Source organism: Streptomyces sp. NPDC002809, from assembly GCF_040295435.1.
Taxonomy (GTDB): Bacteria; Actinomycetota; Actinomycetes; order Streptomycetales; family Streptomycetaceae; genus Streptomyces.
Genome location: NZ_JBEOVJ010000141.1, coordinates 1 through 7579, shown reverse-complemented (window position 1 = coordinate 7579; position 7579 = coordinate 1). Strand labels below are relative to the sequence as shown.

The 7579-nt window shown below is 69.3% G+C and carries 9 protein-coding genes; 5 read left to right on the top strand and 4 right to left on the bottom strand.

The window, feature by feature from the left end:
* Window positions 1–216: 216 nt before the first annotated feature.
* Complete coding sequence (locus tag ABT025_RS38470; RefSeq protein WP_351003390.1) at window positions 217–996, bottom strand: Rv1486c family protein; 780 nt, start codon at window positions 994–996, stop codon at window positions 217–219.
* Between the two features lie 198 nt (window positions 997–1194).
* Here ABT025_RS38470 and ABT025_RS38465 point away from each other — a divergent pair, with 198 nt between their 5' ends.
* The 4 genes from ABT025_RS38465 to ABT025_RS38450 all read left to right on the top strand — a co-directional run bounded on the left by ABT025_RS38465 (window position 1195) and on the right by ABT025_RS38450 (window position 4422).
* The gene (locus ABT025_RS38465) at window positions 1195–1992 is read left to right on the top strand and encodes an ABC transporter ATP-binding protein (protein WP_351003388.1); all 798 of its coding nucleotides are present in this window, start codon (window positions 1195–1197) and stop codon (window positions 1990–1992) included.
* A 79-nt stretch (window positions 1993–2071) separates the two neighbouring features.
* Complete coding sequence (locus ABT025_RS38460) at window positions 2072–2500, top strand: NfeD family protein (protein ID WP_351003387.1); 429 nt, start codon at window positions 2072–2074, stop codon at window positions 2498–2500.
* Between the two features lie 153 nt (window positions 2501–2653).
* Window positions 2654–3592: an SPFH domain-containing protein gene (locus tag ABT025_RS38455; RefSeq protein WP_351003386.1), complete on the top strand. Its 939-nt coding sequence runs from the start codon at window positions 2654–2656 to the stop codon at window positions 3590–3592.
* A 62-nt stretch (window positions 3593–3654) separates the two neighbouring features.
* Entirely contained in the window at window positions 3655–4422 is a 768-nt protein-coding gene (locus ABT025_RS38450) for a sulfite exporter TauE/SafE family protein (RefSeq protein WP_351003384.1), read from the top strand.
* Between the two features lie 60 nt (window positions 4423–4482).
* On the opposite strand, the gene ABT025_RS38445 is transcribed toward ABT025_RS38450, so the two are convergent.
* From ABT025_RS38445 to ABT025_RS38435, 3 genes are all read right to left on the bottom strand, one after another.
* A complete protein-coding gene (locus ABT025_RS38445; RefSeq protein WP_327711799.1) occupies window positions 4483–4989 on the bottom strand; it encodes an HNH endonuclease in 507 nt (168 codons plus the stop codon).
* 147 nt (window positions 4990–5136) lie between these two features.
* Window positions 5137–5676 carry a YbhB/YbcL family Raf kinase inhibitor-like protein gene (locus tag ABT025_RS38440; RefSeq protein WP_351003382.1) on the bottom strand — a complete coding sequence of 180 codons (540 nt, stop codon included), beginning with the start codon at window positions 5674–5676 and terminating at the stop codon, window positions 5137–5139.
* A gap of 56 nt (window positions 5677–5732) precedes the next feature.
* The gene (locus tag ABT025_RS38435) at window positions 5733–6515 is read right to left on the bottom strand and encodes a sporulation protein (protein ID WP_351003380.1); all 783 of its coding nucleotides are present in this window, start codon (window positions 6513–6515) and stop codon (window positions 5733–5735) included.
* 72 nt (window positions 6516–6587) lie between these two features.
* Between ABT025_RS38435 and ABT025_RS38430 the strand changes: the two genes are divergently transcribed.
* A complete protein-coding gene (locus ABT025_RS38430) occupies window positions 6588–7229 on the top strand; it encodes a DNA-3-methyladenine glycosylase (RefSeq protein WP_351003378.1) in 642 nt (213 codons plus the stop codon).
* The last annotated feature ends 350 nt before the right edge of the window (window positions 7230–7579 follow it).

Genomic DNA, 7579 nt, shown 5'->3' with positions numbered 1-7579 from the left:
CGGTCCGCTCCGCCCCGCGTCGGTCCGCTCCGCCCCGCGTCGGTCCGCTCCGCCCCGCGTCGGTCCGCTCCGCCCCGCGTCGGTCCGCTCCGCCCCGCGTCGGTCCGCTCCGCCCCGTGCCGCCCCGCCCCGCCCCGCGTCGTGCCCCGTGCCGCCCCGCCCCGTCCCGCGCCGCGCCGACAAGCCGCCGCCGGTCCCCGAACGCGGCCCGTCCCGCTACCGCGCCCGCTCCTCCACATACGCGTTGTACGCGGCCACCTGCGCCCGCCGGGCCACCCGCTCCACCGGCCGCAGGGCCTCCCCGCGCGCAGCCATCTCCGACGCGCTCACCGCACCGCCGTGCCCGTTCTCCTGCGCCACCGAGACCAGCAGCCCGACGCGCTGTGCCAGCTCCAGCACTCGGACAGCCCGCGGCGGATACCCCGGGGCGAGCACCTCGCGCCCCCGCTCCGCCCGCGCCCGGTACGCGTCCACCGCCGCCTCGGCCACCGGCCCCGACCCCGCCACATCGAGCCGTGACAGCAGCGCCGTCGCGTCCCGCAGGGCCTCGGCAAGCTCCCGCTCCGCCTCACCGAGCGACGGCACATCCGCGGGCGGCGCCTCGCGCACCGTCAGGCACTGCCACACGACGTTGACGTGGAGATCCCCGGCGGGCCCCGCCTCCCGCACCTCGGGCACCAGCCCGTAGGGCGCACCGTAGGTGACCACGGCCTCCTCCGCCTCCAGCGCGCGGGCGTTGAACTCCGCGGGACCGCTGAGGCCCAGCGGGTGCCCGGGAACCGGCAGCGCGACCCGGAAGCCCGTCACCCCCAGGCCCCGCAGCCGCCCCAGCGCGAGCGTGAGACCGACCGGTCCCGCCTCACCCGGCAGCCCCTCGACGCGGTGCACCGCGTCCTCCCCGACAATGGCGAGCGCCGCGTCGTCCGGCGACACGAGTCCGGCCAGCAGCGCGTTGCCCCAAGCGGCCAGTAGCCCTGAGCGTGGTTCCGAAAGCATGGGACCACCCTAGGGAACGGACCGGGGCCCTGTCCCCACCCTCCCGCGACCCGGTCCCGGCCCCACGGGGACGGTGCGGCAACCGCGCGACGACGGGCCCAGCGCCTGAAGCGCTCACGCAGTGGCGTAGGTTTTCCCTGGGAGCTGTGCCCACAGGCACGCGACGATCTCGAGACTGCATGGGGAGACAACGCGCTCATGAGCGATGTACTGGAGCTGGTGGACGTATCCGTGGTCCGCGACGGACGCGCTCTGGTGGACGATGTCTCCTGGTCGGTCAAGGAGGGGGAGCGCTGGGTCATCCTCGGCCCGAACGGCGCAGGCAAGACCACCCTCCTCAACATCGCGTCCAGCTACCTCTTCCCGACCAAGGGCAGCGCCACGGTCCTCGGCGAGCGACTCGGCGGTGTCGGCACCGACGTCTTCGACCTGCGCCCCCGCATCGGCATCGCGGGCGTCGCCATGGCCGAGAAGCTGCCCAGGCGCCAGACGGTTCTGCAGACGGTGCTCACCGCCGCCTACGGCATGACCGCCACCTGGAACGAGAACTACGACAAGGTCGACGAGGACCGCGCCCGCGCCTTCCTCGACCGGCTCGGCATGACCGAATACCTCGACCGGAAGTTCGGCACCCTCTCCGAGGGAGAGCGCAAGCGCACGCTGATCGCCCGCGCCATGATGACCGACCCCGAACTGCTCCTCCTCGACGAGCCGGCCGCGGGTCTCGACCTCGGCGGCCGCGAGGACCTCGTCCGCCGTCTCGGCCGTCTGGCCCGCGACCCGTACGCGCCCTCCATGATCATGGTGACCCACCACGTCGAGGAGATCGCCCCCGGATTCACCCACGTTCTGATGATCCGCCAGGGCAAGGTGCTCGCAGCCGGCCCCATGGAGACCGAGCTCAGCTCCCGCAATCTCTCCCTCTGCTTCGGTCTGCCCCTCGTCGTCGAGCACCAGGGCGACCGCTACACCGCCCGTGGACTTCCGCTCGCCTGAGGGAAGTTGCCCGGATCGCCGCCGTACCCGACCGGTCGCGCACTGTCCGCGGAGGTACTCACGGTCATACGATGACCACGTGGACATCGACGCGTGGGTGTGGTGGCTGATCGGCGCGGTGGGACTGGGCATCCCGCTCGTCCTGACCGCGATGCCCGAGTTCGGCATGTTCGCCGTCGGGGCGGTGGCCGCAGCGGTCGTCGCGGCCCTGGGCGGCGGGATCGTGGCCCAGGTCCTGGTCTTCGTCATCGTCTCGGTGGCGCTGATCGCAGTGGTCCGCCCGATCGCCAACAGGCATCGCGCGGACCGGCCCCGACTCGCCACCGGCATCGACGCGTTGAAGGGCCGTCAGGCCGTCGTCCTGGAACGGGTCGACGGCAGTGGCGGCCGAATCAAGCTGGCCGGGGAGATCTGGTCGGCCCGCTCCCTCGACGCCGAGCTCAGCTTCGAACCGGGCCAACAGGTCGATGTCGTCGACATCGACGGGGCGACGGCCGTCGTCATGTGACCGAACAGGCCCCACAGCAGCGCCCGTTCTGCGAGACTCGATGTCGATCATCATGGAAACCGGACCGGCAGGACAACCGACCTGACCCACGGCCCATACGATCTCGACCTCGCTCATCGCGATCCGTCGGCAACCGAAGGGCACGAGGAAACGATGCAACCGATCATCATCGTCCTGATCATTCTGGTGGTGCTCGTCTTCATCGCCCTGATCAAGACGATCCAGGTCATCCCCCAGGCCAGCGCCGCCATCGTGGAACGTTTCGGCCGGTACACCCGCACCCTCAACGCAGGCCTGAACATCGTCGTCCCGTTCATCGACTCGATCCGCAACCGGATCGACCTCCGGGAACAGGTCGTGCCCTTCCCGCCGCAGCCGGTGATCACCCAGGACAACCTGGTCGTCAACATCGACACGGTCATCTACTACCAGGTGACCGACGCCAGGGCGGCGACGTACGAGGTCGCCAGCTACATCCAGGCCATCGAGCAGCTCACCGTCACCACGCTCCGAAACATCATCGGCGGCATGGACCTGGAGCGGACCCTGACCTCCCGCGAGGAGATCAACGCCGCGCTGCGCGGAGTCCTCGACGAGGCCACCGGCAAGTGGGGCATCCGCGTCAACCGCGTCGAGCTGAAGGCGATCGAGCCGCCCACCTCCATCCAGGACTCGATGGAGAAGCAGATGCGCGCCGACCGGGACAAGCGCGCCGCGATCCTCCAGGCCGAAGGTACGCGTCAGTCGGCGATCCTCACCGCGGAGGGCGAGAAGCAGTCCGCGATCCTGCGCGCCGAGGGTGAGGCCAAGGCGGCCGCCCTGCGCGCGGAGGGCGAGGCCCAGGCCGTCCGTACGGTGTTCGAGGCGATCCACGCCGGCGACCCGGACCAGAAGCTCCTCTCCTACCAGTACCTCCAGATGCTCCCGAAGATCGCCGAGGGCGATGCCAACAAGCTCTGGATCGTGCCCAGCGAGATCGGGGACGCCCTCAAGGGCCTCAGCGGCGCTTTCGGCAACCTCGGCAGCGGCATGCCCGGCTTCAACACGGGCGACAGCGGCAAGGAGCGTCGCGAGGAACCCCCGGTCGACTGACGTGTACACCCCCTCGTGCATGATCAGTGCACCAAGCACCCATCATGCACGGGGGATTCGGGATGACCATCTGGGAGATGCTCGCTGTCTTCGCCGCGGGCATCAGCGCGGGCACGATCAACACGATCGTCGGCTCGGGAACGCTGATCACCTTTCCGGTGCTGCTCGCCACGGGCCTGCCCCCGGTCACCGCGACGGTCTCCAACGCACTCGGCCTGATCCCCGGTTCCATCAGCGGCGCGATCGGCTACCGCAAGGAACTCGAAGGACAGCGCCGACGCGTCCTCAAGCTCGCCGTCGGCGCCATGATCGGCGGCCTCACCGGCGCCACCCTGCTGCTGGCGCTGCCCTCCACGGCCTTCGAGACCATCGTCCCGGTCCTGGTCGCCCTGGCTCTCGTCCTGGTCATCCTGCAACCGCGCATCAGCAAAGCGGTCCAGCGCCGGCGTGAACTCACCGGCGCCACCGCCCGCCCCGACGGCGGCCCGCTGCTCTTCACCGGCCTGATGCTGGCCAGCGTGTACGGCGGCTACTTCACCGCCGCCCAGGGGATCATCTACCTCTCCCTGATGGGCATGCTGCTCGACGACACCATGCAGCGGCTCAACGCGGTGAAGAACGTCCTGGCCGCCGTCGTCAACAGCATCGCCGCACTCTTCTTCCTCTTCGTCGCGGACTTCGACTGGACGGCCGTCGTCCTGATCGCCATCGGCTCCGCACTCGGCGGCCAGATCGGCGCCAAGATCGGCCGCCGGCTCAGCCCCACGTTCCTGCGCGCCCTCATCGTCACCGTCGGGACGGTCGCCATCGTCCAGCTGCTGCTCCGCTGACACGCGGAAGCCCGCCTCCTCCCGGAAGCGGGCTCCTCCACCTCACCGGGCGTACGGCGGCTACGCCGCGGACTGCGCCAGCCACTCCGGCAGCGCCGACCTGTCACCGGCCCCCAGCGCCAGCAGCATCGCGTCCGCCGGAGACGGGACGAACGGCTGCCTCAGCAGCGGCATCCCCGCCTCCTGGGGCGTACGCGCCGCCTTGCGGTGGTTGTCCTCGGCACAGGAGGCCACCGTGTTGAGCCAGGTGTCCTGACCGCCCTGGGCCCGCGGCACGACGTGGTCGACGGTGCTCGCCCGCCGCCCGCAGTACGCGCACCGGTGCTGGTCCCGGATCAGCACACCCCTTCTGGACCACGGGGCCTGTCTTCGGAACGGCACCCGTACGTACCGGCAGAGCCTGATCACCCGGGGCACCGGAATGTCCACGGCGGCACCGCGCATACGGAGATCGGGGTGCGACTGCTCGACGACGGCCTTGTCCTGAAGAATCAGCACCACCGCACGGTTCAGCGTCACCGTCGACAGCGGCTCGAAGCTCGCGTTCAGCACCAGCGTGTCCCGCATTTCGCCCACCTCCCGTGTGCCGCCCGCCCCCTGGCAGGCCCGGATCAACTCTGGCCGGGCAGGCCGTAATGGACAACGCAATAAAAAATGCCCTGCCCTGATCTCTCCAAGACCGGGGCAGGGCAAACAGCGGGGGAACCTTTCGCTTCACTCGCTCTCGGCGGGCTCCGCGTACTCACCGATCAGCTGGGCACGGCCCAGCGTGTGGAAGCGCAGGTTGAAACCGACCGCTGCGGGCGAGGCATCGCTGTCGGGACCCAGCTTCTCGCTGTCCACCGCGTACACGGTGAAGACATAACGGTGGTTCTCACCGGCCGGCGGGGCGGCGCCGCCGAACTCCTTCGTCCCGTAGTCGTTGCGAACCTGCACGGCGCCCGGGGGCAGCCCCTCGAACTTCCCGCTGCCCGCACCCGACACCAGCTCCGTGACGGACGCCGGGATGTCGAAGACCACCCAGTGCCAGAACCCGCTGCCCGTGGGGGCGTCCGGGTCGAAGCACGTCACGGCGAAACTCTTCGTCCCCGCCGGGAACCCCTCCCACCGCAGCTGCGGCGAAGTGTTCCCCGCAGCGTGGACCTGTGCGTCCGCAAGCACGGCCCCCGGGGCCAGGTCCTCGCTCACCACGGTGAACGAAGGGACCTCGGGATGGAAGTCATGCGGAAGCGGGGCCCTCTTCGGCTCGGTCACGTCGCCACCCTCTCCTGATCGGTTCAGCTATGGGAAGGTCGCCTTCCCCCTCGACCCTAGAGCCAGTTGCGCTGCCCGCCGACCTGCGCCAGCCACTGATTCAGGTAAGCCGTCCAGTCGGTCCCCCGGAAGTCGTTCAGACCCACCTTGAACGCACGGTAGGAGTCGCTGCCCTCACTGAAGAGCCCCGGCTTCTTGTCCATCTCCAGGACGACGTCCATCTCGCGGTCGTCGGCGACGAACGTCAGCTCGACCTGGTTCAGCCCCCGGTACTGCGACGGCGGGAAGAACTCGATCTCCTGGTAGAACGGCAGCCGCTGGCGGGTGCCGCGGATGTGCCCGCGCTCCATGTCCGCGCTGCGGAAACCGAAGCCCAGCTGCCCGAAGGCGTCCAGGATGGCCTGCTGCGCCGGCAGCGGGTGCACGTTGATGGGGTCCAGGTCGCCCGAGTCCAGCGCCCGCGCGATCTCCAGCTCCGTGGTCACCCCGATGTTCATACCGCGCAGGTGCTGGCCCGCGAACATCGTGATCGGCGTCTCCCACGGGATCTCGAGCCCGAACGGCACGACGTGCACCGCTCCCGCCCGCACCTCGAAGGCGCCGCCGAGGCGCAGCTTGGTGAACTCGATGTCCTGCTTGGTCTCCTGGTCCTGCCCCTCGACCTCGACCCGGGCCTGCAGACCGACGGAGAGCCCCTCGATCTGCTGGTCCACGGACCCGCCCTGGATCCGCACCTCGCCCTGAACGACCCCACCCGGTACGACGTTGAGCTCGGTCAGCTCCGTCTCCACCGAGGCGCCACCGGCACCCATGCTCGCGAGTAGCCGCTTGAAGCCCATGTTTTTCCTCCTAGGTCCTGACCCCTACATACGCGCGATGACCGTAGTCGGTTCCCGGTAACCTCGAACGTCATGATCGATGGCCAGGACCGTACGCCGCTGACGCGGGACTTCTTCGACCGCCCCGTGCTGGAGGTCGCACCGGATCTCCTGGGCCGCACCCTGGTCCGCAGCACGCCCGACGGCCCCATCGAACTGCGCCTCACCGAGGTGGAGGCGTACGCGGGCGAGATCGATCCCGGCTCCCACGCCTTCCGCGGCCGGACGCGGCGCAACAGCGTCATGTACGGACCACCCGGCCACGCATACGTCTATTTCACCTATGGCATGTGGCACTGCCTCAACCTGGTGTGCGGCCCGGAGGGCATGGCGAGCGGTGTCCTCCTCAGGGCCGGTGAGATCCGTACGGGGGCCGACCTCACTCGCAAACGTCGATTCTCGGCCCGCAACGACCGGGAACTGGCCAAAGGGCCGGCACGCCTCGCGACCGCCCTGGACATCGACCGGGTACTCGACGGAACCGATGCCATCGCCCACCCGGGCGCGCACCTCTCCGTACTGCACGGCGCCCCTCCACCCCGCGACCGGGTACGAAGCGGTCCGCGCACGGGGGTGGGCGGTGACGGAGCCACGCACCCATGGCGGTTCTGGATCGACGGTGACCCCACGGTGAGCCCGTACAGGGCTCATGTGCCACGCCGTCGGTCAACTTGACTCGCCCTTGAGGGACGCCTAATGTAGTCCGAGCCGCTTGACACGGGTGCAGCTTTCGGATCGGTCCTTCGGATCGCACGCCGGGCTACTCGAAGCGGCCAACCACTACCTACGACTCACCCCAGAGGGTGCGAATTTCGGCATGCCGAAATTTATCCCGCTGACTCGATTATGAGTAACCGGGGGAATCGGCTAACGTAGTGAACACGCCGAAAGGGAAAACGCGAAAGCGAATTCCTGGAAAGCGAAAATGCGAGGCCCGCTTCGACCGGGAATCGGACACGAAAGAGTCTGATAGAGTCGGAAACGCAAGACCGAAGGGAAGCGCCCGGAGGAAAGCCCCAGAAAAT

Bases quoted from the DNA above. Each gene is read 5' to 3' on its own strand.
- ABT025_RS38470 (WP_351003390.1), bottom strand. From the start codon at position 996: ATGCTTTCGGAACCACGCTCAGGGCTACTGGCCGCTTGGGGCAACGCG.
- ABT025_RS38465 (WP_351003388.1), top strand. From the start codon at position 1,195: ATGAGCGATGTACTGGAGCTGGTGGACGTATCCGTGGTCCGCGACGGA.
- ABT025_RS38455 (WP_351003386.1), top strand. From the start codon at position 2,654: ATGCAACCGATCATCATCGTCCTGATCATTCTGGTGGTGCTCGTCTTC.
- ABT025_RS38450 (WP_351003384.1), top strand. From the start codon at position 3,655: ATGACCATCTGGGAGATGCTCGCTGTCTTCGCCGCGGGCATCAGCGCG.
- ABT025_RS38445 (WP_327711799.1), bottom strand. From the start codon at position 4,989: ATGCGGGACACGCTGGTGCTGAACGCGAGCTTCGAGCCGCTGTCGACG.
- ABT025_RS38435 (WP_351003380.1), bottom strand. From the start codon at position 6,515: ATGGGCTTCAAGCGGCTACTCGCGAGCATGGGTGCCGGTGGCGCCTCG.
- ABT025_RS38430 (WP_351003378.1), top strand. From the start codon at position 6,588: ATGATCGATGGCCAGGACCGTACGCCGCTGACGCGGGACTTCTTCGAC.